The sequence below is a fragment of the Paraburkholderia aromaticivorans genome (assembly GCF_012689525.1).
GTDB classification, from domain to species: Bacteria; Pseudomonadota; Gammaproteobacteria; order Burkholderiales; family Burkholderiaceae; genus Paraburkholderia; species Paraburkholderia aromaticivorans_A.
In genome coordinates, this window is sequence record NZ_CP051515.1 from 1721504 (window position 1) to 1745314 (window position 23811).

The 23811-nt window shown below is 61.2% G+C and carries 20 protein-coding genes; 11 read left to right on the forward strand and 9 right to left on the reverse strand.

Translation table 11 applies throughout. From position 1 onward, the window contains the following. Nucleotides 1-21 precede the first annotated feature (21 nt). The 10 genes from HF916_RS19640 to HF916_RS19685 all read left to right on the forward strand — a co-directional run bounded on the left by HF916_RS19640 (nt 22) and on the right by HF916_RS19685 (nt 12888). The gene (locus tag HF916_RS19640) at nt 22-1014 is read left to right on the forward strand and encodes a succinylglutamate desuccinylase/aspartoacylase family protein (protein ID WP_168790516.1); all 993 of its coding nucleotides are present in this window, start codon (nt 22-24) and stop codon (nt 1012-1014) included. Nucleotides 1015-1599: 585 nt separating this feature from the next. Then, nucleotides 1600-2148 carry a GNAT family N-acetyltransferase gene (locus HF916_RS19645; RefSeq protein WP_168790517.1) on the forward strand — a complete coding sequence of 183 codons (549 nt, stop codon included), beginning with the start codon at nt 1600-1602 and terminating at the stop codon, nt 2146-2148. A gap of 58 nt (nt 2149-2206) precedes the next feature. Beyond that, entirely contained in the window at nt 2207-3151 is a 945-nt protein-coding gene (locus HF916_RS19650) for an ABC transporter substrate-binding protein (RefSeq protein WP_168790518.1), read from the forward strand. 135 nt (nt 3152-3286) lie between these two features. After that, nucleotides 3287-5788, forward strand: coding sequence for a TonB-dependent receptor plug domain-containing protein (locus HF916_RS19655; protein ID WP_168790519.1), 2502 nt, complete (start codon nt 3287-3289; stop codon nt 5786-5788). Between the two features lie 138 nt (nt 5789-5926). Then, nucleotides 5927-6928, forward strand: a complete 1002-nt coding sequence (locus tag HF916_RS19660; RefSeq protein ID WP_168790520.1) for an LLM class flavin-dependent oxidoreductase — start codon at nt 5927-5929, stop codon at nt 6926-6928. A gap of 28 nt (nt 6929-6956) precedes the next feature. Next, nucleotides 6957-8279 carry an LLM class flavin-dependent oxidoreductase gene (locus tag HF916_RS19665; protein WP_168790521.1) on the forward strand — a complete coding sequence of 441 codons (1323 nt, stop codon included), beginning with the start codon at nt 6957-6959 and terminating at the stop codon, nt 8277-8279. Nucleotides 8280-8310: 31 nt separating this feature from the next. After that, on the forward strand, nt 8311-10131 hold the full coding sequence (locus HF916_RS51525) for an amino acid ABC transporter permease/ATP-binding protein (RefSeq protein ID WP_168790522.1): 1821 nt from the start codon (nt 8311-8313) through the stop codon (nt 10129-10131). Nucleotides 10132-10172: 41 nt separating this feature from the next. Continuing rightward, on the forward strand, nt 10173-11114 hold the full coding sequence (locus HF916_RS19675) for an ABC transporter substrate-binding protein (protein ID WP_168790523.1): 942 nt from the start codon (nt 10173-10175) through the stop codon (nt 11112-11114). Between the two features lie 94 nt (nt 11115-11208). After that, nucleotides 11209-12249: an LLM class flavin-dependent oxidoreductase gene (locus tag HF916_RS19680; RefSeq protein WP_168790524.1), complete on the forward strand. Its 1041-nt coding sequence runs from the start codon at nt 11209-11211 to the stop codon at nt 12247-12249. A 111-nt stretch (nt 12250-12360) separates the two neighbouring features. Next, nucleotides 12361-12888: a GNAT family N-acetyltransferase gene (locus HF916_RS19685; protein ID WP_168790525.1), complete on the forward strand. Its 528-nt coding sequence runs from the start codon at nt 12361-12363 to the stop codon at nt 12886-12888. Nucleotides 12889-12915: 27 nt separating this feature from the next. Here HF916_RS19685 and HF916_RS19690 read toward each other — a convergent pair whose 3' ends face one another. Continuing rightward, nucleotides 12916-14247, reverse strand: coding sequence for a type II toxin-antitoxin system HipA family toxin (locus HF916_RS19690; protein ID WP_168790526.1), 1332 nt, complete (start codon nt 14245-14247; stop codon nt 12916-12918). Nucleotides 14248-14249: 2 nt separating this feature from the next. After that, nucleotides 14250-14837, reverse strand: a complete 588-nt coding sequence (locus HF916_RS19695) for a helix-turn-helix domain-containing protein (RefSeq protein ID WP_206001917.1) — start codon at nt 14835-14837, stop codon at nt 14250-14252. A 190-nt stretch (nt 14838-15027) separates the two neighbouring features. On the opposite strand from HF916_RS19695, the gene HF916_RS19700 reads away from it, so the two are divergent. After that, nucleotides 15028-16089: an LLM class flavin-dependent oxidoreductase gene (locus tag HF916_RS19700; protein ID WP_168790527.1), complete on the forward strand. Its 1062-nt coding sequence runs from the start codon at nt 15028-15030 to the stop codon at nt 16087-16089. Between the two features lie 66 nt (nt 16090-16155). On the opposite strand, the gene HF916_RS19705 is transcribed toward HF916_RS19700, so the two are convergent. From HF916_RS19705 to HF916_RS19735, 7 genes are all read right to left on the reverse strand, one after another. Then, a complete protein-coding gene (locus HF916_RS19705) occupies nt 16156-17397 on the reverse strand; it encodes an acyl-CoA dehydrogenase family protein (RefSeq protein WP_168790528.1) in 1242 nt (413 codons plus the stop codon). A 90-nt stretch (nt 17398-17487) separates the two neighbouring features. Then, entirely contained in the window at nt 17488-18492 is a 1005-nt protein-coding gene (locus HF916_RS19710) for an NrtA/SsuA/CpmA family ABC transporter substrate-binding protein (protein ID WP_168790529.1), read from the reverse strand. A 35-nt stretch (nt 18493-18527) separates the two neighbouring features. Beyond that, nucleotides 18528-19274 (reverse strand): ABC transporter ATP-binding protein, encoded by a 747-nt coding sequence (locus tag HF916_RS19715; protein ID WP_168790530.1) that lies wholly within the window; start codon nt 19272-19274, stop codon nt 18528-18530. Next, entirely contained in the window at nt 19271-20110 is an 840-nt protein-coding gene (locus tag HF916_RS19720; protein WP_168790531.1) for an ABC transporter permease subunit, read from the reverse strand. The genes HF916_RS19715 and HF916_RS19720 overlap by 4 nt, the downstream gene beginning before the upstream one ends. A gap of 132 nt (nt 20111-20242) precedes the next feature. After that, nucleotides 20243-21109 (reverse strand): class II glutamine amidotransferase, encoded by an 867-nt coding sequence (locus HF916_RS19725; protein WP_168790532.1) that lies wholly within the window; start codon nt 21107-21109, stop codon nt 20243-20245. A gap of 192 nt (nt 21110-21301) precedes the next feature. After that, on the reverse strand, nt 21302-22261 hold the full coding sequence (locus HF916_RS19730) for an aliphatic sulfonate ABC transporter substrate-binding protein (protein ID WP_168790533.1): 960 nt from the start codon (nt 22259-22261) through the stop codon (nt 21302-21304). A 96-nt stretch (nt 22262-22357) separates the two neighbouring features. Next, nucleotides 22358-23599, reverse strand: coding sequence for an SfnB family sulfur acquisition oxidoreductase (locus HF916_RS19735; RefSeq protein WP_168790534.1), 1242 nt, complete (start codon nt 23597-23599; stop codon nt 22358-22360). Between the last annotated feature and the right edge of the window lie 212 nt (nt 23600-23811).

Sequence of the window (23811 nt, forward strand, 5' to 3'; positions counted from 1 at the left end):
GCGTATCAAGAAGGAGATCCCATGAGCACGCTCCACAATGAAATCGACCTGAATGCCGACGGACGTCACGTAGGTTATCTGCGCCTACCTCACTCGGTTCATCGCTCCGCGTATGGCTGGATTCCGATTCCGATCGCCTCGGTGCGCAACGGCGACGGTCCCGTCGTGCTACTCATGGGCGGCAATCACGGTGACGAATACGAAGGACAGGTACTCGTTTCCAGTCTGATTCGCGAGATCGAACCGCAATGGGTCCGCGGGCAACTGATCTTTTTGCCGATGGCGAATTTTCCGGCTGCGGCCGCGGGCCTGAGGACTTCGCCGCTCGACGGCGGCAACCTGAACCGCAGTTTTCCTGGCGATCCGCAAGGCGCGCCGACCGCCGCGATTGCCGACTACATCGAGCACTCGCTGCTTGCACGCGCGCAATATCTGATCGACCTGCATTCGGGCGGAAGTTCGCTTCTCTACCACGGCGCCAATATGCTGGCCATCGAGCCGCGCGATCCCGAGGAAGAGGAACGACTCAAGGCATTGCTCGCTGCATTCGGGTTGCCGCGTGCATTTCTGCATCGGCCGAATCCGGTCCACGCGGCGAGCGCCGCGCGGCGGCAGGGCGCGATTTCCATTCTCACGGAACTCGGCGGCGGTGGCACCGTGCAGGCGAGCCTGCTGCGCGATGCGCGACACGGACTGCTGAATCTGCTCGGCTTCATCGGCGTGTTGAGTGGACCGCTCGTACCGGACGGCCCGCCCGCGCAGACGCGCTTCTTCACGGTGTCCGGCTCGCGCCACTATGTCTATGCCTATGATCGCGGCGTGTACGAGCCACTCGTCGAGTTGGGCGATCAGGTCGTGGCGGGCCAGCCTGCGGCGCGAATCCATTTCCCCGACACGCCGCTGCGGGAACCGGTCACCACCTTTTTCGCGAGCGCGGGCGAGGTCGTTTGCAAACGTGTGCCGGCCGCCGTAGAGCGTGGCGACTGTCTATTCCATCTCGCCGAGCCGGTTTGAAGACGATGCGGCGAGGTCCAGTGCCGCTATTGTGGAAGATTGCACGTTTCATCGACGGTGCCATCCGGTTCGCAATGAGATGAATGGCGACGCGAAATGAACGATTAGAATTAACCAGAAACAAAAAACCTACGCCGCTATTCTGGAAATTTACACGCTCTATTAGACTTGCGGATGTTCTGCCGTGATCTGCCTGATCAAGCGAATTCAATATTTGAAAGTAATTAGAAATAATTCTGCAATTATTGGACGTCAAACCCGGGATATAAAATCATTACCGGATGGGTGTTTGCCACGTTTCGTTGGTGAGGCAGCTTAAACATGAAAGCAACATGAAATAAATGTGCAATCAATAAACAGCCAATCAGCGTATATCACCCTCATTTAGAGCACCTGCCGCTATAGCGCGGTTAACGACGTCAATTAAATATACGAATTACACGGAATAACGATTCGTTAAATGTTTGGTTCATTCGGAATGGGCGGCCTGTTATCTTATTTATAGTTCGACGCCAATCAAAGTCGGACGGGAAAAAGAATTCAACGACAGGAGCGGTAGGGATAAGAGCTATCCCCCTATTCAGCATGACCTACAAAATTATTGACACCACGCCGCTGGATCCGATTGCGCGGCCGCTACTGGACGCGCTGAACGTCGAATACACGACACGCTATCGCGAGTTCCGGCCGGCAAGCGCGGCATCGGTGAGTGAAGAGATGTTGCGTTATCCGGCCGAGTTGTTCGCGCCGCCCGATGGCGCGTTCATTGTCGTCGTGCGCGATGGGGAGACGGTCGGCGGCGGTGCGTTCAAGCGCTATGACGCGACGACCGCGGAACTCAAGCGCATCTGGACACACGCTAGCCAGCGACGTCAGGGATTGGCTCGCCGCGTCGTGCAGGAACTCGAGGATCGAGCGCTGCGCCAGGGATATCGCCGCGTCTATCTGACCACCGGCTTCAAACAGCCGGAAGCAAGCGGACTCTATTTCAATGCGGGCTACGAGCCGCTGTTCGACCGTTCGATCGCACCTGAGATCCATTTTCGTCTTCCGTTCGGCAAGGATTTGCTGGAGCCGGGTCGCGTCGACTCGTTACACGATCTGGTTGCGCCCGAGCCGCTCGGCCAACGGTAGTCACGTGCGCAACGTAGCGCATCGATCAATTCGTTCATCTCACGGGGTACATCAAGTCATGAAGCAAAGCAGGGGAATTCGGGTAGCTGCGGCCGGGACGTTCGTCGCATTGGCGATGGGTGTAGCAGGCATCGCTCTAGCGGCAAGCAGCGTCTTCAATCTAAGTCCGGATCAGCACGACCAGATCCGGACCACGGCTGACACCGCGGCCATCAAGGCTGTACCGGCGACGTTTCCGTTTGCCGCGAAGGACGAACTGGTCATTGGCATGACCGTGGCGTGGCCGCCGCTCGGCACCTATGCGACGGATAACAAAACGATCGTCGGCTTCGACCCGGATCTTGCGCAACTGGTCGCGGACGGTTTGGGACGCAAACTAAAAATCGTGGTGCTCGCGTGGGAAGACTGGCCGCTCGCCGTGCAATCGGGCAAGGTCGACGCGGTTCTGTCGAACGTGACGGTCACCGAGCAGCGCAAGGAGAAATTCGATTTCTCAACCTATAGACGCGACGTGCTCGGTTTCTACGTAGCCAGTTCGAGTCCGATCAAGGCGATCCGCGAGCCGAAGGACGTTGCGGGTCTACGAGTCATTACCGACTCCGGCACGAATCAGGAAAAGATCCTGCTCGCGTGGGACAAGGAGAACATTGCGCACGGACTCAAGCCCGTGCAGATTCAGTACTACGACGATATCGCCGTCAGGGATGTGGCGCTCCGCTCCGGGCGCGCCGACGCGATCCTTAGCGTCAACTCGGCACTCGCTTACGAGTCCGCGCAGAGGGGCGGAATACGCGCGGTCGGCACCATCAGCGGCGGCTGGCCGATCATGGCCGATGTCGCGATCACGACGAAGAAGGGCAGTGGACTCGCCGCGCCGCTCACGGTGCTGCTGAACGACCTCATTCGCAGCGGTAAATACACTCAGGTACTCGACCGCTGGAATCTCGGCTCCGAAGCGATCGATCAGGCCAAAACGAATCCTCCGGGGCTTCCCAAGAGTTAAATCGTCGAGGCAGTTGAGACTGCCTCGATAAGGTCAGTTGTCAATCATAAGGATTACTACAGAGTGGCTTTGCGCGTGTCTGATATCAGGCACGTGCTGGAGCATTGTGTCCGCAAATAACCAACGGAATAGTCGATGCGTGGGAAAGACAGGAAGAATAGGGCCGATCGGCCCATTATCGGGGTTCGCAGAAAAGTGCTGTCAGTTGCGGTTCTGGCAGCCACTTGCAACAGCGTGGCATGGGCACAGAGCGCGGCGGCGCCGACGGAAGCGAGCAACGCTGCCGCCGTTGCACCGAGCGCCGCTCAGCCGAATGCAGGAGCGGCCGACGCGAAGCAGTCCGGCGCAGTCAATACCGTGCAGCAGGATACGGTGGTCGTCACTGGTACGCGTACCGACACGAAGGCAAGCCAGAGCCTGACACCGGTGGACGTGATCAGCGGCGCTCAATTGCGCGCCACTGGCCAAAGCAATCTGCGTGATGCGCTCGTTCAGCTATCGCCGTCGATCTCGCGCGAGAACTACGCAGGCGATGCCGCGGTGCTGACCGACGCGCTGACGCTCCACGGGCTGAGTCCTGACCACGTGCTCGTGCTGGTGAACGGCAAGCGCCGTCATACCACGGCGAATATCGCGCTCGACGGCGGGTTGAACCAGGGCTCGACCGGTGTCGATATCGACATGATTCCGGTGGGGCTTATCGACCACATCGAGGTGCTGCGTGATGGGGCCGCGGCACAGTACGGCTCGGACGCAATCGCGGGCGTTATCAACATCATCCTGAAGAAAGGTTCGCACGGCGGAGAGTTGCAGACGACAAACGGCCAGACGTATGCCGGCGACGGCTTCAAGAACGGCGAGTCGGCCACTATCGGTTTGGACCTGGGCGGCAAGGGATTTCTCGATCTGAGCGCGGAATACAATCGTCAGAACCACACGATCCGCACCGGCCCTGACGACTACTTCGGATCGTTTCAACCGGGCCACGGTTACTACAATCCGATCGAGGGCGACCCGGCGAGCACGCGCACGTCAGTGGGTTACAACGCCGGCTACTACCTCGGCGACGATGTCGAACTCCATGGCTTTGGTACCTATGCGCATCGCGACGCAGAGTCCTATCAGAATTACCGTCCGCCTTCAGTGCTGCCGCAAATCTATCCAAACGGTTTCGTGCCGGTGGAGACAATCAACGAGAACGACTTTTCGGTGACGACGGGCATCAAGGGCCAGAATCTATTCGGCTGGTCGTGGGATCTGAGTACAACCTACGGCGGCGATCATGACGTCGTGGGCTTGCGCAACTCGGCTAACACAGGGTTGTATGCGGCGCAGGGCTATACGCCGACCAGCTTTCACCTTTCCACCGTCAGCAACGCGCAGCTGACGAACAACCTCGATTTCTCGCGGGCATTCCAGCTGCCGCTACTCCCGGCGCCGGTGAATGTTTCATGGGGCGTGGAGCAGCGCCGCGAGACCTACTCGGTGGGAGCGGGCGATTACGCGTCGTATGTCGACGGCGGCTCCCAGGCGCTGCCGGGCCTCGCGCCAGTGAGTGCGAGCGACAACTCGCGCAACGTGCTCGGCACCTATCTCGACCTGTTGACCCACCTGACGCCGAAATGGACGGTCGATCTGGCAGGACGCTTCGAGCACTACAGCGACGTGGGCAACACGACGAACGGAAAGCTATCCACGCGCTACGACTTCACGCCGGCATTCGCGATCCGAGGCAGTGTCAGCACCGGCTTCCGTGCGCCGTCGCTGGCCGAGGAGTACTACAGCAATATCAACGAATCGCCTGCCTCCGTGTTCGGTCTGCTTGCGGCCAACTCAGCAGCGGCGAAGCTGATCGGTGCGCAGCAACTGCAGTCGGAGAAATCGACCAACTACAACATCGGCTTCGTGCTGACGCCGGTCAAGAATCTGCACGTGACGCTCGACGCTTATCAGATCGACATCCGCAACCGGATCGTCGAGGGCGGTACGGCGTCGGGCGCGGATGCCATCGCCGCGATGCAGGCGGCGGGCCTGTCGGTGCCCACTTCAGTGCCGGCATCGGCGGTATCCGCGAGTTACTTCACCAACGGCGCCAGCACGCGTACTCGCGGGATCGATCTGACCGGCACTTACCACACGGGCTTTGGCCGCTTCGGATGGGTTGACTGGGATCTGGGCGTGAACATCAATACGACCTCGGTCACGCATGTCGCGACCGGCCCGAACGGCAAGCCGGAACTCAACGCGCAACAGGTCGCGTGGCTGAGCACGTCGACGCCGAAGAACAAGATCATCATCGGCGGCACGTGGCATCTCGACAAGTGGGGTGTGAGCCTGCACGAGACGCGTTATGGCGCCACGTCGAGTGAGGAAACCTACATCGTCGGGCCGAACGCGTTCTCGACGACACAGTTTCTCCATTTCGAGAATGCAGCCCGCTACATCACCGACGTCGAAGTCCGCTATGACGTGACGAAGAAATTCCAGATCGCGGTGGGCGCCAACAATCTCTTCAACGTCTATCCGAGCAAGCTGCCTTATGAAGCGCAACTCGAAGGCGTGCAGTACGACGCATTCGCTTCGACGACAGGCGTGAATGGCGGCTTCTACTACGCGCGGGCTCGCTACGTGTTTTGACGTTTTCTTGATATGCATAGAAAAATTTGCTCGAACGGTTTCGCACCCCGATAGCCATAATGGGATCAACGGAGTCGTTCAGCGAATTCCATCAATTTCTTTTCCCATGTGCCGCAGCGTGCATTGGGAGGGTTCGATATGTCCTACTCACTTTCGATTCTCGACAAGAGTCCGATCGCCGACGGAAAGAGTGCTCATGATGCATTGCGCTTTACCGTGCGGCTCGCGCAGCGCGCGGAAGCGTTGGGTTACAAGCGTTACTGGATCGCCGAGCATCATGGCGCACCAGGACTCGCGAGTTCCGCGCCGGAGATCGTCGTGTCGCATCTGCTCGCGCACACCTCGCGCATTCGTGTCGGTTCGGGTGGCGTGATGCTGCAGCACTACAGTCCCTTCAAGGTGGCGGAAACGTTCCGGGTGCTCGCGTCACTTGCGCCGGGGCGCGTCGATCTCGGCATCGGCAAGGCGCCGGGCGGACTGCCATTGACGACGCGCGCGTTGCAATGGTTTCACGACAAGGCGAAGAAGCAGGACTTCGCGCATCAGTTCGCGGAACTCGACGCATTCCTGAAGTGGGGCGTCGCGGAAGATCACCCGCTGGCCGGCGCGATTGCGCTGCCGACGCCGCCCGAAGCGCCCGAGCGCATTCTGCTGGGCGCGAGCGCGGAGAGTGCGGCGCTTGCCGCGCAGCACGGCTGGCAGTTCTGCTACGCCGGCCATTTCAACGGCGACGAAGCCAACATCGAGCGCTCGCTCGACACCTATCGCAGCGTGACCGGACGCACGCCGCTGCTCGCGCTCTACGCGTTCGCAGCGCCCTCGCGCGCCGAAGCGCAGCGCCAGGTCGGCGCACTGCGTATTTTTAAGCTGCAGCTTGCAACGGGGCAGAGCGTCAATCTTCCGAGTCCCGAGGCGGCAGCGGAATTCGCGCGACAAACCGGCGTGACCGACTATCGTCTCGACGAACTGCATCCACACGTCATCGCCGGCACTGCGGAAGACGTGCGCCGGGAACTCGACGTCTTGCACGAACGCTTCGGCATCGAAGAATTCGTGATCGACACCCCGATAACAGACTACGCGCTGCGCCTCGCTTCGGTCGAAGCGCTGGCCGGCGCGGAACAGACCGCGCGCGTCTGATTAGCTCATTCTATTTACGGACCAGACTATGACTCAGCGAAATCTCACATTCGGCATCATGCTGCACGGCGCGGGCGGCCATATGAACGCGTGGAAGCATCCGGCCGGTCCCGCGGACGCCAGCGTCAACCTGGATTTCATCACCGGCGTCGCGCAGAAGGCCGAGGCCAATGGCGTTGCGTTTGCGTTTGTCGCCGATGGACTCTATATCAACGAAAAGTCGATTCCTCACTTCCTGAACCGCTTCGAGCCCATTTCGATCCTGTCGGCACTCGCGACATCGACTTCGAAAATCGGCCTCGCCGGCACGCTGTCGACTTCGTACAGTCATCCGTTTACGGTGGCGCGGCAGTTCGCGTCGCTCGACCTGATCAGCGGCGGGCGCGCGGGATGGAATGTGGTGACCTCGCCGCTCGAAGGGTCCGCGAAGAATTACGGCGGCCAGCATCCGGACCACGAACTGCGCTACGAGATCGCCGACGAATATCTGGAAGTCGTGCAGGGACTGTGGGATAGCTGGGACGACGACGCATTCGTTCGCGAACGCGAGAGCGGCCGCTTCTTCGACCGCGACAAGCTGCATACGCTCGATCACAAGGGACGATTCTTCGAAGTCGCCGGGCCATTGAACATCCAGCGCTCGCCGCAAGGACAGCCGGTGATCTTCCAGGCCGGTTCGTCGGATTCGGGGATTGCGCTCGCCGGCAAATACGCGGACGCAGTGTTCACGCATTCGCCGTCGCTCGAAGAAACGAAGGCGTTCGCCGACCAGGTTCGTCAGAGCGCGGTCGAGCACGGACGCGCGGCGACCGACGTGAAGATCTTTCCGGGCATCGGACCCATCGTCGGCGCGACGGCAGACGAAGCCGAAGCGAAGTATCGCGCGATCCGCGACCTGCTGACCGTGGACGATGCGCTCGCCTATCTCGGGCGCTTTTTCGAGCATCACGACTTTACGCAATACCCGCTCGACGAGCCGTTTCCCGAACTGGGCGATCTCGGCTCGAACAGCTTCCGTTCGACGACCGACCGCATCAAGGCCGACGCCAAGCGCACCGGTGCAACGCTGCGCGAGGTCGCACTGGAAGTGGCCACGCCGAAGACGCAGTTCATCGGCACCGGCGAGCAGATTGCCGACGAACTGATCCGCTGGTTCGACGCGGGCGCCTCCGACGGCTTCATCCTCGGCTTTCCGGCGCAGGCAGAAGGGCTGGACGATTTCGTTCGATACGTGATCCCTGCATTGGAGGCGCGCGGCCGTTACAGCCGAACCTTGACCGGCACGACGCTGCGCGATCACCTGGGCCTGCCGCGCCGGGAAAGCCGCTACGTGACCGCGGAAACGGCCTGATGAACGGCATGCCACGCACAAGGACAGCATCATGAACGACACTACCCAGCTTGCCGGTCCCGCTCATGCGGTTCACGCGGCACACGCGATCGGCGCCGATGACGGTCATGACTACGCGCGCTATCGGATCGTGCCGGCGCGGCATCATGCACGCACGGCCGCCACCGTGCTAGCCATCGTCGTGATCGGGCTCGTACTGAATTCGATATTCGGTAATCCGCGCTGGGGCTGGGGCGTCTTCGCGCAATGGTTCTTCGCCGAACCGGTGCTCTCGGGGCTCGGGCGTACGCTTGTGCTGACGGCGCTCGGCGCGCTGTTCGGCTTCGCGCTCGCGACGCCGCTGGCACTGGCGCGCGTATCGCGTTCTCCGCTGCTGGCGGGCTGTGCGTGGGCCTTCATCTGGCTGTTCCGCTCGATCCCTCCGATCGTGTTGCTGCTCCTCTTGAACAACCTCGGCTATCTGTACGAGACGATCTGGATCGGCGTGCCGTTCACGCACTTCGCGTTGCTCAACCAATCGACCACTGACCTGATCAGTCCGTTTTTCGCGGCAGTACTGGGACTCACGCTGAACCACGCTGCGTTCTCGGCCGAGGCGATCCGCGGCGGGATTCTATCCGTCGACCACGGACAACGTGAAGCGGCCGCCGCGCTCGGCCTGCCGGGCGCGCGCCAGGTCCGGCGCATCGTACTGCCGCAGGCGATGCGCTCGATTCTGCCGACCGCCTTCAACGACGTGATCGGTCTCGCGAAAGGCACCTCGGTTGTGTATATCCTCGCGATGCCGGATCTGTTCTACACGGTGCAGATCATCTATCACCGCAACCTGGAAGTGATTCCACTACTGATGGTCGCGACGGTCTGGTATCTGATCATCCTGACCGTGTTGTCGGCGCTCCAGGTTCACATCGAACGTTACTACGCACGCGGCGCGACGCGCGAGCAGGTGGCGGTGTCGCCACTGACCGCGCTATTCGGGCGGTGGCGTACCGCGCGTGCTGCTCGCAGCGAGGCCTCGGGTCCGCCGGATCGCCAGCAACGCACACCAACGACGGCGGACGCGGCAGCGGGAGGCTGGGCCCAGCGGCGCGTCGGCGGCCGGGTCGGCATCCACAACGTGTCGAAAAGCTTCGACACGCTGAAGGTGCTCGACAATGTCTCATTGTCGGTCCCGTCGGGCAGCGTCACCGTGATTCTCGGCCAGTCTGGCTCGGGCAAGTCGACGTTGCTGCGCTCGATCAATCACCTTGAACGCGTCGACGACGGCTTCATCGACATCGACGGCGAACTCGTTGGATATCGCCGCGAAGGGCGCACGCTCTATGAGCTCAAGGAGCGGGACATTCTTCAGCGCCGTCGCGACGATGTCGGGATGGTGTTCCAGAGCTTCAACCTGTTTCCGCATCTGACTGTGCTCGACAACGTCGTCGAGGCGCCGCTCGCGGCGGGCGTGCCGCGAGCGCAGGCAGAAGCGGCGGCGCGCGCTCTGCTCGCGCGCGTCGGACTCACGGGCAAGGCCGACGCGTGGCCACGCCAGCTATCCGGCGGCCAACAGCAACGCGTGGCGATCGCGCGTGCGCTCGCGCTCAAGCCCAAGGTTCTGCTGTTCGACGAACCCACCTCGGCGCTCGATCCGGAACTCGTCAACGAGGTACTCGACGTGATCCGTCAGCTTGCGCGTTCCGGCACGACGCTGATCATTGTCACGCACGAGATCGGCTTCGCGCGCGAGGTCGCCGACACGATCGTCTTCATGGATGGTGGCCGCATCGTGGAGTCCGGTCCGCCGTCGCGTGTGCTGCGCGACCCGGCCCATCCACGTACCCGCGAATTCCTTTCGAAGGTGCTTTGAAACGCATGTCACGCAGACAACCCCAACCCCCGACTCGATCGATGACGAAACGCCGGACATTCCTGAGCAACATGGCCGCGCTGGCCGCCGTGCCGATCGCGTGGCACGCCGGCCTCGCACGGGCAGCCACGCAGTCTTACGATTTCAGCCCGCAGCAGCAAGGCCGCGTGCATGCATCGAAAGATCCCGAAGTGCTGCGCCAGGTGACGGACTATCGCTTCGTCACACCCGGCGTATTCACGGTGGCGGTAGCGCCATTCGCGGCACCGATCGCCACGTACGCGACCGATGCCCGCAGCATCGTCGGCTCCGATCCCGATTACGCGCAGCTGGTCGCCGACGCACTCGGCCTGCGGCTGCAAATCGTGCCCGTCGCGTGGCCGGACTGGCCGCTTGGTCTTGCCTCCGGCCGCTACGACGCGGTGATTTCGAACGTCGGCGTGACGGAGAAGCGCAAACAGAAATTCGACTTCACGACATACAGGTTGGGCCTGCACGGTTTCTATGTGCGGGACGACAGCTCCATCAAGTTGATCAGCGAACCTAAGGACATTGCGGGGCTGCGCATCATCACGGGCTCGGGTGCGATTCAGGAGCGCATTCTGCTCGAATGGAACCGGCGCAACGCGGCGCAGGGATTGAAGGAGGCCACGTTGCAGTACTACGACGACGGCGCGTCCGAGCGCCTTGCGCTGCTGTCGGGGCGCGCGGATGCCATCTTCAATCCGCACGCGCCGCTGGCCTATGAGGCCGCGACGCAGGGGCAGATCCGTCAGGTGGGCACGGTCAACGCCGGCTGGCCGTTCAAGGCCGATGTCGCGATCGCGACTCGCAAGGGGAGCGGACTGGCGCAGGCGCTGACCATCGCGACGAACGGGTTGATCCGTGGCGGGCAATATCGCACGGCGCTTGCCCGCTGGGGTCTGCAAACGGAAGCAGTGGCTCACTCGGAAACGAATCCGCCCGGCTTTCCGGACGCCTGAACCAAGAGCGGTTCCTGCTGCAAACGCCGCCCCCGGTTGGCGGCGCGATCAGTCGGGTGCCATCGAAATCGCCAGAACAACCACCAGGTCCGGTATGTGTGCCGTCCACATCGATCATCTTGCTTTCCTGACGCCCGGCAATTACCCGGACGACGCCCCGCTCGCGGGCTTCGAGCGGACGCTCGAACTCTTTGGCGCCGGCGAGGCGCTCGGCTATGACAGCGCATGGGTGCGTCAACGCCACCTCGAACGGGCGGTGTCGTCCGCCGCGACTTTCCTCGCGGCCGCGAGCCAGCGCACGACGCGTATCGGACTCGGCGCGGCCGTGATCCAGATGGGTTACGAAAACCCGTTCCGTCTTGCCGAGGATCTTGCCACCGTCGATGTGCTATCGCGCGGCCGTCTGAACATCGGCCTGAGCGCGGGCGCGCCCGCGCACGGCATTCTGCTCGGCGAGCGGCTCTTCGATGCCAATCCTGGACTGATCGATTTCTCGCATGCGCGCGTCGAGCGTCTGCGCCGCAATCTCGCGGAAGAATGGCTGGGCGACGAGGATACTTTCGTCGAATCGGCGGCGGGCCGTGTGCGCCCCCGTGTGACGCCGTACGCGCCGGGCCTGACCGATCGGCTCTGGTACGGCGGCGGTTCGCGTCGTTCGATCGAATGGGCCGGCCGCAACGGTTTCAATCTGCTGATCGGCAATATCACGACGGGCGAGGGCACTGACGACTATCGCGAGGCGCAGTTACGCCAGCTTGATCTGTTCCGGTCGCATTGGAGCGAAGCGCGGCCGCCGCGTGTTGCGCTAGGCCGCGTGATCGTGCCGACCGACAGCGCCGATGCCCGCACACGACAGCGCTATCGCGAGTTCGCCGAAGGGCGCCACGCGCGCACGCTGACTCCGCATGGCGAGCGGCGCACGCTGTTCGTGCCCGATCTCGTCGGTACGGCTGACGAGATCGTCAGCCGCTTGCTGGCGGATCCCGTCGTCGGGCAGGTTCGTGAACTGCGCCTCGAATTGCCGTACGACCTGCCGTTCGAAAACTATCAGCAGATTCTCGAAGATGTCGTCACGCGCGTCGCACCCGAACTCGGCTGGCGGCCCGAAGCCGCGCGCGAGGCCGCGGCCGCCTAGCCGTGGCGCGTTTGTCGCCGGCGTAGCTCCAGCGAGCGCGAATACGTTTTACTCACTCATTTCGAAGGGATTGTTCACCATGAGTTCAGCCACACACGCAAGGGGTAAGGCATGGTAGCTGTGTTCTCGTCCGTTGTGCCGGAGGACCGCTTCGCTTACGTCTCGGTTCACGACCCGCTGGCCCGTCCTTTGTTCGATGAATTAGCCTACGAGTACGGCAGCCGCTACGCCGGGCTCATCAATGCCGAGGAAATTTCACACGAACTCCGGCGCTATCCGGACGAGGCGTTCGCTGCGCCGCACGGCGCGTTCGTGCTGCTGTTGCGCGACGGGCAGGCAATCGCAGGCGGCGCGTTGATGCGCCATGATGACGTCGGCACCGCCGAGTTCAAGCGCATATGGGTCCGTCGCAGCCATCGTCGTCAGGGGCTTTCACGTCGCGTGCTGGCCGAGCTCGAGGCGCAGGCTGTTCGTCAGCGCTACACGCGGGTATTTCTGAGCACCGGTCCCCGTCAGCCCGAAGCCATCGCGCTTTATCAGACGAGTGGCTATACGCTGTTGTCGGCCCATGATTTCGGTGAGGAGGAGCCGCCTGGCTATCTGTTCGAGAAGAATCTGCTGACGTTGCAGACTGGCTAGCGCCGGTACGCGTTGCCATCAACCGGTCTACTGGGCAGCGAGCTTCGAGCTTTGTTGTCGCAGGCCCTCAAAGATCCTGTCCGACACATCGTTTGGAAACGCGGCTGGCAACAGCGCATCAACCTCCGCGACGACAGCCTCCGTCATGTCCGTTAGGGTGGTGATCATCTCCTCGACATCAGCCGGGGCTAGCGTGACTCGTTGCCCTTGCGCAGTCCAGTGGCGTCGCCGGATCTCATTGATCAGATAGTGAGCGTTGTTGCCCCTCACCGCCATTGCCAGTTTCACCCGACGCGCGGAAAGCAGGTTCGGTCCGTTTCCAATAATCGGGTGCGCGGAGAGAACGTCATAGATCGGCGTGGATTCATAGCGGTTCGACTTCAGGTGGGCGATGCTGAAATTCTTTGCGTGCCCGTCGGTGGCTGCGAGCATCCAGAAGACGATCTGCGTCATGAAGAAATGGCGCTGATCGATCGCGGAACGCTCTGAACCAGCCAGAACTTCCATGACCTTCTGGATGCCGGGGCCGCCATCTGACTCATATTTGTCCGCTGCGGACGTTCCGGTCGCCTGGCACATATCCTCCTGGGGAAGCCGCAGGATCCATGAACCGTCGCTCGCATACCTGCGATCGAATCGCTCGACGACAAGTACTTTCTGGTCCTCGAAGGTTGCGATGTCGCAACTGGCGATGGGCAAACCATACGCGGCGACGATTTTCGAGCACAGCCACTCGTTTTCCACCGACGCGCGCATGTCGGCGCGCATGTTTCCGATGAGCCCAAGAGGCAGCTTCAGGATATGCGTGGTCGGGGTACTGCCTTCCGGAATGGCCCACTGGTCGTCGTGCCACAGAAGCGCGGTCTTTTCCTGCGCGCCAGCGATGGACAGGCGCAGGTCGTCGATGGGCTCATGCTGGCCCAACACGGGCGGGGCCGTTGTTTCCCGCAGTAGCCGCGCGATTTCCGCCTCGTTGAGGGGGCGCCCGCTGATCTGCTCAAGATCCACCGGGGTTTCATCCGGAGGCAGCATCTGGATAGCACCTACGCAGTCTCGGCCAAGCATGGCCAGCAACTCGAAAGGCGACGTGCCACCCGTTTTGTAGCGCCCTGCGATGCGCTCGCGGATAGCCCTGCTATCGGGCAGCAGGTTGTCAAAATAGTCCGAGACGACCTTGCCGCGGTAGGGCTGATTGCCGGCCGTAAACGGCAGCGAGAGCGACAGGGGACGTCCTTGTTCGTCTGCTATCCAATCTTCGAAGTAAGTGAGTTTTTCCCCGTCCCGGGTTGTCTCCCATGTACCGACGGGCAACCCGTTCATCCAGAGGTTCAGGCTTTTGGTGTGTGCGCGGCGGCCCATTGTTACCAGTCCTCCCGCTTCTTGGGTGCAGCAGCCATTGACGCCGCTCGCTTCCGTGTGAGCGGCTTCGGTGTGCCTTGCGTGCTACCGCGCGCCGGTGTGGCGGCGGCTTTCCGGCTACCGGCCGTCTTCGCGGCCGTAGTAGTCGCGCGCTTTTTTGTCACGCTCTGTTTCGCCACGGCCGGCGACTCCGTTGTCCGCAGACGCGCGGATGGGCGGCCTTCGAGATCTGCCGGGCTCAACACCTGGGTCAGAACGATATCGACCTTGAGCACCTTCAAAACGTGGAATAGGCGGTCCATGCTCGCGGATTCGGGCTTTGCCTCGAGTTGGGCGTAGGTCTGCTGGGTGATCCCCAAGCGGCTCGCCACTTGGGCCTGCGTGAGTCCGGCGGCCTTGCGGAAGCCGACAAGAATGGGCCGCAACTGGCGAGGGGTTTTAACGGGATAGTCCACGGTCGACCTCGGATAGTCGTGAAAAACAGTAACCAGCCTGTAAATGACAAAAACAGTATATATCCTGTATTCGACAAATACAAAGAATAGCCTGTAAATGGCAAATACAGGAAGTAGCCTGTAAAGCTGGCTCATCGGCTGCGCGCGGGTTGAGCCAGGCTCGTCCCCTTGAGGATAGGCCGGGCAAGTGTCATTGTTGACGCGCCAATCCGAGGGTCTTAATGCCATTCTGCCAATTGCATATCGATAGAAATTGGAAGGCGAGGCACACGGGTAGCGGTAGCATGAGCCTCCCTTCACGTGTCTCTTCCCGCGTATCAAATCGATGTCAGTCAAATCTCCACGCTTCGGTATCTGGGCGCTCGTGCATGGCAGCCGTGCGGCGCTGCAGGATCCCGCCGAACCGTATGACGCCTCATGGGAGCGCAACAAGGCGCTCGTGCTCGACGCCGAGCGCCTCGGCTACGACTCGGTGCTCGTCGCCCAGCATACGGTCAATCCGCATGACGCCTCGCTCGACCAGCTCGAGGCATGGACGGCATCGGCTGCATTGGCGGCGCTCACGTCGCGCATCGAGATCATTGCGGCCATCAAGCCCTATCTCTATCACCCGGTCGTACTCGCCAAGATGGCTCAGCAAATCGAGCACATTAGTGGCGGGCGCTTTGCGATCAACCTGGTGAACGCATGGAATCGTCCGGAGCTAGAGCGCGCCGGCATCGGCTTTCCGGAACACGATGAACGCTACGTGTACGGCCGCGAATGGATCACGGTCGTCGATGCGCTGTTGCGCGGCGAAGTGGTGAATCATCACGGCGACAACTTCCGCATCGACGGGTATCAGTTGCGTCCCGCCGATCCGTTTCGCGCGCGTCCGCGGATCTATGTGGGCGGTGAGTCGGAGCCGGCGCGCGCGCTGGTGGCCGCACACGGCGACGTGTGGTTCATCAACGGTCAACCGCACGACGACGTCGCGCGTCTGATCGCCGACGTGTCCGCTCGCGCTCGCCCGGTCGGGCAGGACGCTTTGCGTTTTGGCCTGTCGGCTTTCGTGATCGCACGCGAAACACAGGTGCAGGCAGAGGCTCACCTTGAACATCTCTTCGCGCTGGCCGAGTTGGACAAGCCGTTGCGGGAGCGGCAGAAAGCCAATATCGATCCGAACGTCGTGATGATCCAGACATTCGCGCAGTCGCCCCGTGTCGGTTCGAACGGGGGGACTGCCGCAAAACTCGTTGGCGATTACGATACGGTCGCGCGGCGTATTGCCGAGTTTCACCGAGCGGGGATCGAACTCTTCATGCTGCAGTTCCAGCCGTTCGAGGCCGACATGCAGCGCTTTGCAGAAGAGGTCGCGCCGCGCGTTCGCCGTCTGCTTTCCGCCTGAGCGCGGAGTATCTCGCTGGCGGCCATCAAGGCTCGTCCCCGGCACCAGGGACGACGGCGTTCGCGCTCAGAAGAACGCGCCTGTGGGCGGAAGACGCCCAGTGAGCAAGTTCTGGCCGAGCAGGCGCTCCTTGTAAAGTCGTGGATTGTGCGAGGCAATGACCTTGATGTTGCGCCAGTGCCGGTCCATTGCGCCCACACGCGAGACGACCGAGCCGGACCCAAGGTCGATCAGCCAACTCGCGATCTGCGGAGCGAGATCGTCGATCACCACTTTGGCTTCTGCCGCCGAAAGCGTAGCGGCAAGTGTGCTCTCATATTCGTCGCTGGTGCCATAACTGTCCCACGCTCGTTGCAGCGCGCCGACAGCGCGATCGACAGTCGCCTCGGCGCTGGCCGCATACGCGCGGATACGACCGAGCAACGTCTGCAGGACCGGCTCATCGGTCGGATGCGCGGCTTCGCCATGATAGAAGTTGCGTCCCCGTGCGCGCAGCACCTCTATAGCGTCCAGAACGATCCGCCGCACGACGCCGGCGATGCAGTTGGTCAGATAAACCTGATGAAACGTATATCCCCACGGCGCGGCTTCCTCAGCCTTCGGCGGATCCGGCGGATAAACATGGTCGGAGGGCACGATCACGGCGCGAAACGTCGCCGTGCCTGAGCCTGTCAGGCGCTGGCCGAAGCCCTGCCAGTCGTCGTGGTCGCTAACCCCTTCGCCCCGGTCGAGCACGTATTGCACCGTCCGGCCGGCACGGCTTTCCACAGCGAGGCCGATAAATGCGTCGTTGTAGAGGTTGCCGGTCGCATAGACTTTATCTCCGGAGCCGATGTAGGCATGCCGTGTCTCGTCCCATTCGAGCTTGCTCAGCACGCGGATGGGACGAGCGCCGGCCGCCACCACGTCGCTCTCGGTAAAGCTGAGACCGACTGTCTTGTTCTGTCTGGCCAGGTCGAGGACATGCGCATGGAAGGGATGATCTCGCTGTCTAAGCGACGCTTCGACTTGCCACAGATGGTTACGAAAAGCATGGGCGATATTAGAATCGGCCGCTGCAACATCGCGGGCTACGACGAAGAGGTCGGTCAGCGACGCACCTCGTCCTCCTGCCTCGGTCGGCAGGCGCAGTGCACCGAAGCCCAGCGCCTTGAGCCTCGCGATCTCATCGTATGGCAGACGATGCGTTACTTCCCGCTCGGCGGCAGTCGACGCGATATCGGCGATGGCCTCCGAAAAGCCGAGGGTTGCGGTCAGTGGCGAGACGAGTTGGGGCCGGCCGCTATCGACGATCGTGGCGTCAGACATGCTTACGCCGACCACAGAAAGCTTCGTTGCGGCCACCGGCCTTCACCTCGACGCCCGGACGAATGTGTCGTGCGATCATCATTTGCCCCATCAAACCTTGATGCTGTAATCCGCGACCTTGATTCGCGAGTGGATGATCTTGCGTTCCGCGAGCCAGTCGGCTGCCCGTTGAAGCTGCGAGATGAAAGCGGCGTCGTCGGGTTCGTGGAATTGATTCACCCGCTTCAGGCCGGCCAGATAATCGCGCACCTGGTTCGGGTATTTGGCTTCTCCCTGTGCGAGTTGCTCGGCTTCGGTAGAGTGCGTCGACTGCCACGCGCCTTCGACGTAGTACGCATCGATCACTGCGCGAATCAGATCGGAGTTCTCTTCGGTGAACCTTCGGCGCGTCACCAGCGAGCTGTAATCGATCAGGAAATCGAGGTCGCGTCCCTCGTTGAAGATGTCCTTTGCATCGTTCGAATTACGCGCGATGTCCACCGCCGGTGACCACATCGACCAGGCATCGACTTTGCCTTGCGCGAACGCCGGAGCGGCATCGGGCGGATTCAGGTAGACAAACTCGACCTTCTCGCGGTCGACGTGGTTCTTTTCCAGCGCTGCGATCAGCAGGAATTCGCCAAGCCCCGAACGATTGATCGCGACCTTGCGGCCCGCCAGATCGGCAACCGAGTTGATGCCGCTCGATTTCTTCACGATGATGGCGGTCGAGCGCGGCGAATAGACATCGAACGCATTGAAGACGATGGGCGACCCGGCCAGCATGGCGGCCAATGCCGGCGTGGTCGATCCCCAGAAGCCGAAATCCGCACTGCCGCCGACCACGGCCTGAATCGACGGCGCGTGGTTCGGGAACGGACCGATCCATTCGACCTTGATGCCTTTTGCGGCGAGCGTTTTTTCGAACACGCCGCGTTGCTTGGCGACGTCTGGCAGGCTCCCGTAGCCCCAGCCGATACGAACCGTATCGGTGTTGCGTGTCAGTTTGCGCGGCTCGGCTGCCCGGGCTGGGAACAGACTGCTGGCGGCGGCACCGGCCAGCAGGCCACCCGCCGCGCGCAGCAGCTGGCGGCGACTCAGCGAAGAATCATTCATTCTTTTCAGGTCCTTGGAGTAATACAGGAAATCGATCAGTGAGACGGAACGCCCAGTTCTTCGAGCAGCGTGGACCGCAGTTCTTGTGGCGTGCCATTTTTGGGCCGGAAGGAAGCCGCGATGCGCCCCGAGCGCATGACGAGAATCCTGTCGGCGAGCGTGAGCGCTTCGTCGACGTCATGCGTCACGAGCAGCACGCCCGGGTGATGGCGGGCAACGAGTTCCTTGACGAGTCCGTGCATCTTGATTCGCGTGAGCGCGTCGAGCGCCGCAAACGGTTCGTCCAGCAGCAGGAGCGCGGGATCGCGAACGAGAGCGCGCGCCAACGCGACGCGTTGCGCTTGACCGCCCGAGAGATTGCGGGGCCAGTCGCTCTCGCGACCGTCAAGCCCGACTTCGGCCAGGGCGCGCGCTGCGCCGGCCCGGCCGACCGTTGTTTCATGACCGAGCGCGACGTTTTCCCACAACGTAGCCCAAGGCAGCAACCGAGGCTCCTGGAACACGACAGAAGGGCGATCGGGCGCGCGGATCTGCCCGGCGTCAGGCAGATCGAGCCCAGCAAGCGCGCGCAGCAGGGTGGTCTTCCCGCACCCGCTTTCACCTAGCAGTGCGACGAATTCACCTTTGTGAATATCAAGGTCCAGCGCATCGATGACAACACGCGTGCCATAGCAGCGCCGCAGGCCGCGTACGGATACGCCCAGCGGGGACTGACTGACTCGATCTTCGATGACGAGTGCCGAAACTTCGGGATCACGGGGCAGTGCGATGCTTCCGCTCACTTTTGCGCTCCTTTGGCGTAATTCGCGTGCCATGAGAGGAAACGGGTTTCAAGCAACCGCACCAGCGCGTCGGCCACGACGCCGATGATCGCGTAGATGATCATGGTCAGCAGAATGACATTGGTTTGCAGGAATTCGCGGGCATCCATGGCGAGGAAGCCGATGCCCTTTGTCGTCGCGAGTGTTTCAGCGATCACAAGCGCGAGCCAGGCGTGAGCGAGCGCATAACGTACGCCCGTGAGGATCGACGGCATTGCTCCTGGCAGAATGATCCGTCGCACGATCGCGGTCCAGTCCAGCCCGATGACCTTGGCCAGTTCCATCAGCTTCGGATCGATCTGGCGGATGCCCAGCATGGTGTTGATATAGATGGGGAACAGCACCGCGAGCGCGACCAGAAAAATCTTTGCCACCTCGCCCACGCCGAACCAGACGATGACGAGCGGCAGCATCGCGAGGAAAGGGATGGCGCGCACCATCTGGATCGAACGGTCGAAAAGCGCCTGTGCCAGCGGCGAGAAGCCGACCGTGATGCCAAGCGCGAGGCCGATCGCTCCGCCGACTATGAAGCCCGCCACGGCACGCAGAAGCGAAACGCCGAGGTGAACGAACAGATCCCCATTTCTGACCAGATCCAACGCGGTTTCGGCGACACTGCTTGGTGCCGGGAGTACCTGAGGAGCAATCAGTCCAAGACGCGCCGCGGTCTCCCAAAGCACCAGAACCACAGCAGGAACGAGCCACGAAAGCCAACTGTAGAGCGCGCCTTTCGAAACACCGGAACTCAGCCATTTCGAAGAGACATAGCTGTTGCGAGAAGAAGTTACGTCAGCCATGTCGGTTCCATATCAGCCATGAAAAAATGCTCAATGTCGGCGCATCGAAGGCGAGCCTTCTATTAGAGGCCGGTTGACATGGCAATGACAAACAGTTTTTTATGCTTTGCTTTTCAGTTTCCGCGCGTTGTTTCAGGGCAGCGTCGCCAGAACGCAATCGGCCGTTGGGCATGACGCCTCGTGCGCTGCCCCTGGCGCCGATGCACTAATGTGTTCTGGAACCGGGATAAAGGCTTGTCGCTGCAATGTGCCGCGTGAGAACATCAGGAGGTCGCCCGGGCGGCAGATGATCCACTCTTCGTCCGTCAACGGCGTAGTCGCGATCACCGTGGTGCAATCTTCCGGTTTGCCCCGCTCAGCAAAATCGATCGACAGATCCGCATCGACGAGTCGTGCGCTGGTGAATGGCCACGTTCGCGTCACATACGCGAGCCGCGTTGAGCAGTAGGCGAACTGCACCTCGCCGTTGGACAGCAGGAAATTGAACGTTCCTTTCGGATTGAGGCCTTCTACGATCGCGATAAGTGCGTCGAACACGGCGTCGAACTGGATCGCAGCGCCACGAAAGCGTGCCGCCAATGTATTCATCATGCTGCAGAAAACAGCTTCGCTATCCGTGGTTCCGACGGGCGAAAACGGTCCCGCCGCTAACGGCTCAAATGCATTGAGGTCGCCGTTGTGCGCAAAGACCCATTGCGAGCCCGATAATTCACGCATGAATGGATGGCAGTTCTCCACGCTCGGGCGGCCCTGCGTTGCCTTGCGAATATGAGCGACAACATTGCGCGACTTCACCGGGTGCGCCTTGACGAATGCGGCGATCGGAGAGGTGTATGCCGGGCGGTCATCGGCAAACAGGCGACATCCCTTTCCCTCATAAAACGCGATGCCCCAACCGTCCACGTGGTCGTCCGTCAAACCACCGCGCGCCGCGAAGCCCGTGAAGGAAAAGGTGATGTCGGTAGGCTCGGCCGCATTAAGCGCAAAGAGTTGACACATGGACTACAAGGGATGAATTGACAATTGATATTTGGAAATCGAATCGAAATTTAACGTACTGCGTACGGATTGTATCTCCGCGTGAATGCGGTACAACGCGGATATTCATCCTTATTTAATCTTCGTTGTTCCATATGCTTATGGTTTTTTCTCCTAAGCCGGCGTCATATGTCCTGATCAGGTTTTAACCTGTCATGATTGAGCCTTCCAGACGATGTCGCGCACATTGACCTTCCTGGGAATGAGGCCTAGAGCGAAGAGCCGGTCTGCGGTGTTCTGTTGCGCGTCGAGTAGCGACGCGTTCAGTGCTGTTACGTCGAAACTCGCATTCCTGTTTACCGCCGCCATGACGTCGGGCGAGATGCCGGTGGCGACCGAAAGCGTGGTGGTGACCTCAGCCGGATGAGACTTTGCCCATTCGGCCGCCTCTTTCGAGCCGTCGATGTATTCGCGCACAAGGTCCGGATGCGCTGCGGCAAACGTGCTGTTCGCCAGCAGGAACCCCGAACTCGGTTTCACATCGCCGCTGTATGCCAGAACGCGCGAAGGTGTATGTCTTTGCGCGATCGTAAAGTAGGGATCCCAGATCACCCACGCGTCGATATTGCCGCCTTCATAGGCAAATGCGGCGTCCGCGGCGCCAAGGGAAATGGTATTGATCTCCGACAGTTTCACACCGGACTGCTCCAGCGCCGCCGCGATCAGATCATGGGAGCTCGAACCTTTTGCGTAGCCCACTTTCCTGCCGCGAAGATCAGCAAGATTGTGGATGCCGGAATCCGCCCTGACGAGAATGCCTTCGCTTTTCGGCCCCGAGGGTTGAGCCGCTATGTAGTCGATATGGCCGCCCCCGGCTTGCAGGAAAATGCAGCCCACATTACCGGAGTTGCCGAAGGAGATCGCACCCAAGTCGAGCGCCTGCAGTAACGTGAGACCCGACGGAAACTCGATCCATTTGACGCGTAAGCCGCGCGGCTCGAAGCGCGTCTCAAACACTTTGAGCTGCTTTGCGACGAGCGGAATACCGGTTTTCTGGAAGCCAAGCGTGATCGTGTCGGGCTCTGTCGCGAGCGCGCTTGTCATTGGGGTGATGAAAGTCGAACCGGCAAGCGCTGCGACTCCAGCAGCAAGAAATCGACGACGTCCGGGCATGCGGATATCTCCTGAGCACAAATTCTGGCGGCGATTGGTGACCGGTACCGGTTGATGGAATAGCGACCTGAGGCGCGCGAGCAGTTTCGCGTGGGCTTACGTCTGCCCGGAGGTCGCCGGTCGCACACCGTTAAGATAGAAGTTGCCGACCGCCGCGTATTTCCAGCGAACAGGATCATGTAGCGTGTGAACGCGTGCGTTGCGCCAATGCCGGTCGAGATTGAATGACGGATGCGTCGAACGGGTGCCAGCTAACTCGAATAGCTTGTTGCTGGCTTCAACGGCAATTTCCGTCGTCAACGCCTTGGCTTCCGCCACGGCGATCGAGGCCTCGGCAATCGTGTCGAGCCCAGGATTGGCGAGACAACGGTCGATCTCGCGGCCGGCGCGATCCATCATCGCTTCGGCCGCGTGCAGCCTTGTTTTCAACTCGCCAAGCTGGAAAATTACATACGGGTCAGCGCCGATTGGCGGTATGCCGCTCGACAGTGAAGCTGCATCGCGATCGCGGATGAATGAGATCGCCGCGTCGACGGCCGCGCGCGCAATGCCAGCATCGATGCCCACGTGGCTTATCTGGGTGACCGCATTCTGCGGCCATTCCGCGTAGCTTCGATAGATCGGCAGTACGTTGAGTGCCGGCACCCATACGTCGTCGAAAATGACGGTTCCGCTTGCGGTCGTTTTCTGGCCGAAACTCTGCCAGTCGTCGAGAATTCGCATTCCCGGATGGCCTGCGGGGACTATTGCGACGATTCGGCGACCCTGTTCGTCCTGGCCGATCGTCGACACATAGTCGGCAAAGAGCGCACCCGTCGAATAGAGCTTGGTGCCGGACAGACGGAAGCCGTCGCCATCCGGCGCAATGGTCATTGCCGAGCCCGTTGGCAGTCGTCCACCGACATCGACGTTGGCGTTGCCAAAGCGCGCGCCGCGCAGAATCTCGCCGAGAAAGAAGGCGCGTTGCTGTTCGTTTCCGGTTTTGCAGAGCCAGAAAACCGCGCTGTTGTGGTTCTGCTGAATCTGCGCGATAGATGGGTCGGCTGCCGCGAGGGTGGCGAATACGCGGCCAACGGTTGCGTAGGAAACCTGCGCGCCGCCGTAAGCAGCGGGTATGGTTATCGCCCACAGGCCGGCAGCCGAGCAGGCGTTAATCTCTTCATAGGGCAAGATTCGTTCGCTATCGCGCCGGGCGGCGTCGATTGCGAAGCGTGCGGCCAACTCCTGCGCTACGCGAATCGCCTCGTCGTCCGAGCCGATGATATGTGCCGCGGAGTACTTGCGCGGTGTAACTGGGGCGTTTCCGGAAAACGCAATGTCTGAAGCGTGGGCGCTCATCAATGGCTCAAGGGCGATCTATTCAGGACTAGGATTGGACGAGGGGTGTCTGTCGGACGGGCGTTGCTGCGATCTTCGCGGACATGTCCGATGCTTCGACATGCAAAACCTTTTCCGAAGCAGCGCAGGGTATCCGCCTCGGTAGGCAGCAGAAGTTATCAGGTATTAAACATCGTGGACAACCAATGAATGTAGCTATTCTTATCTGATCT

What these genes read in the sequence shown, in the direction of transcription:
- HF916_RS19640 (WP_168790516.1), top strand. Translation starts at nt 22, where the DNA reads ATGAGCACGCTCCACAATGAAATCGACCTGAATGCCGACGGACGTCAC.
- HF916_RS19645 (WP_168790517.1), top strand. Translation starts at nt 1,600, where the DNA reads ATGACCTACAAAATTATTGACACCACGCCGCTGGATCCGATTGCGCGG.
- HF916_RS19650 (WP_168790518.1), top strand. Translation starts at nt 2,207, where the DNA reads ATGAAGCAAAGCAGGGGAATTCGGGTAGCTGCGGCCGGGACGTTCGTC.
- HF916_RS19655 (WP_168790519.1), top strand. Translation starts at nt 3,287, where the DNA reads ATGCGTGGGAAAGACAGGAAGAATAGGGCCGATCGGCCCATTATCGGG.
- HF916_RS19660 (WP_168790520.1), top strand. Translation starts at nt 5,927, where the DNA reads ATGTCCTACTCACTTTCGATTCTCGACAAGAGTCCGATCGCCGACGGA.
- HF916_RS19665 (WP_168790521.1), top strand. Translation starts at nt 6,957, where the DNA reads ATGACTCAGCGAAATCTCACATTCGGCATCATGCTGCACGGCGCGGGC.
- HF916_RS51525 (WP_168790522.1), top strand. Translation starts at nt 8,311, where the DNA reads ATGAACGACACTACCCAGCTTGCCGGTCCCGCTCATGCGGTTCACGCG.
- HF916_RS19675 (WP_168790523.1), top strand. Translation starts at nt 10,173, where the DNA reads ATGACGAAACGCCGGACATTCCTGAGCAACATGGCCGCGCTGGCCGCC.
- HF916_RS19680 (WP_168790524.1), top strand. Translation starts at nt 11,209, where the DNA reads ATGTGTGCCGTCCACATCGATCATCTTGCTTTCCTGACGCCCGGCAAT.
- HF916_RS19685 (WP_168790525.1), top strand. Translation starts at nt 12,361, where the DNA reads ATGGTAGCTGTGTTCTCGTCCGTTGTGCCGGAGGACCGCTTCGCTTAC.
- HF916_RS19690 (WP_168790526.1), bottom strand. Translation starts at nt 14,247, where the DNA reads ATGGGCCGCCGCGCACACACCAAAAGCCTGAACCTCTGGATGAACGGG.
- HF916_RS19695 (WP_206001917.1), bottom strand. Translation starts at nt 14,837, where the DNA reads ATGAGCCAGCTTTACAGGCTACTTCCTGTATTTGCCATTTACAGGCTA.
- HF916_RS19700 (WP_168790527.1), top strand. Translation starts at nt 15,028, where the DNA reads ATGTCAGTCAAATCTCCACGCTTCGGTATCTGGGCGCTCGTGCATGGC.
- HF916_RS19705 (WP_168790528.1), bottom strand. Translation starts at nt 17,397, where the DNA reads ATGTCTGACGCCACGATCGTCGATAGCGGCCGGCCCCAACTCGTCTCG.
- HF916_RS19710 (WP_168790529.1), bottom strand. Translation starts at nt 18,492, where the DNA reads ATGAATGATTCTTCGCTGAGTCGCCGCCAGCTGCTGCGCGCGGCGGGT.
- HF916_RS19720 (WP_168790531.1), bottom strand. Translation starts at nt 20,110, where the DNA reads ATGGCTGACGTAACTTCTTCTCGCAACAGCTATGTCTCTTCGAAATGG.
- HF916_RS19725 (WP_168790532.1), bottom strand. Translation starts at nt 21,109, where the DNA reads ATGTGTCAACTCTTTGCGCTTAATGCGGCCGAGCCTACCGACATCACC.
- HF916_RS19730 (WP_168790533.1), bottom strand. Translation starts at nt 22,261, where the DNA reads ATGCCCGGACGTCGTCGATTTCTTGCTGCTGGAGTCGCAGCGCTTGCC.
- HF916_RS19735 (WP_168790534.1), bottom strand. Translation starts at nt 23,599, where the DNA reads ATGAGCGCCCACGCTTCAGACATTGCGTTTTCCGGAAACGCCCCAGTT.